Origin of the sequence: Nocardia farcinica (assembly GCF_029867845.1) — a bacterium.
In the GTDB taxonomy this organism is placed as follows: Bacteria; Actinomycetota; Actinomycetes; order Mycobacteriales; family Mycobacteriaceae; genus Nocardia; species Nocardia farcinica_A.
In genome coordinates this window covers 1-1,282 of the sequence record NZ_JARWRU010000822.1, presented here as the reverse complement: position 1 = coordinate 1,282, position 1,282 = coordinate 1, and the positions used below count along the sequence as shown (strand labels likewise).

Here is a 1,282-nt window from a genome sequence, read left to right as displayed (position 1 = left end):
CGGCGCCGAGGCGGAGTTCTACATCTTCGACTCGATCCGCTACGACTCGTCGATGAACGGCTCCTTCTACAAGATCGAGTCCGTCTCCGGCTCCTGGAACACCGGCGCCGAGGTCAACCCGGACGGCACCCTCAACCGCGGCTACAAGGTCCGCAACAAGGGCGGCTACTTCCCCGTCGCGCCCTACGACCACTACGTCGACCTGCGCGACAAGATCTCGACCAACCTGCAGAACGCGGGCTTCGAGCTCGAGCGCGGCCACCACGAGGTCGGCACCGCCGGTCAGGCCGAGATCAACTACAAGTTCAACACCCTGCTCGGCGCGGCCGACGACCTGCAGCTGTTCAAGTACATCGTCAAGAACACCGCGTGGCAGGAAGGCAAGACCGTCACCTTCATGCCGAAGCCGCTCTTCGGTGACAACGGCTCGGGCATGCACGCCCACCAGTCGCTGTGGAAGGACGGCAAGCCGCTGTTCCACGACGAGGCCGGCTACGGTGGCCTGTCCGACATCGCCCGCCACTACATCGGCGGCATCCTGCACCACGCGCCCTCGCTGCTGGCGTTCACCAACCCGACCGTGAACTCCTACCACCGCCTGGTGCCGGGCTACGAGGCCCCCATCAACCTGGTGTACTCGCAGCGCAACCGCTCCGCCGCGGTCCGCATCCCGATCACCGGCAACAACCCGAAGGCCAAGCGCATCGAGTTCCGCGCGCCGGACTCCTCGGGCAACCCCTACCTGGCCTTCGCCGCCATGCTGATGGCCGGCCTGGACGGCATCAAGAAGAAGATCGAGCCGCACGCCCCCGTCGACAAGGACCTCTACGAGCTCCCGCCGGAGGAGGCCAAGAACATCCCGCAGGCCCCCACCAGCCTGGCGTCGGTCATCGACCGTCTCGAGCAGGATCACGACTACCTGACCGAGGGCAACGTCTTCACCCCCGACCTGATCGAGACCTGGATCGACCTCAAGCGCAACAACGAGATCGCTCCGGTCAACCTGCGTCCGCACCCGTACGAGTTCGAGCTCTACTTCGACGTGTAAGCCGCGAAGCGGTTCCGGCCCGCGGCGGAGCGTCCGCTCCGTACGCAGGCCGCACGCAGTGGCATCACCGAGTCCGGGCCCCGGGCCCGCGGGCGGGGGGGGGGGGGGGGGGGGGGGGGGGGTGGGGGGGGCGGGGGGGGGGGCGGGGGGGGGGGGGGGGGGGGGGGGGGGGGGGGGGGGGGGGGGGGGCGCGGGCGGGGGCGCCCCCCCCCACGGCGGGGCGCGGGTCAGGGG

At 69.9% G+C, this 1,282-nt stretch carries 1 protein-coding gene; it reads left to right on the top strand.

Annotation, left to right across the window (positions count from 1 at the left end):
* The coding region (glnA, locus tag QH283_RS17875; protein ID WP_280504130.1) for a type I glutamate--ammonia ligase at positions 1-1,048 on the top strand (1,048 nt) is incomplete at its 5' end.
* Between the last annotated feature and the right edge of the window lie 234 nt (positions 1,049-1,282).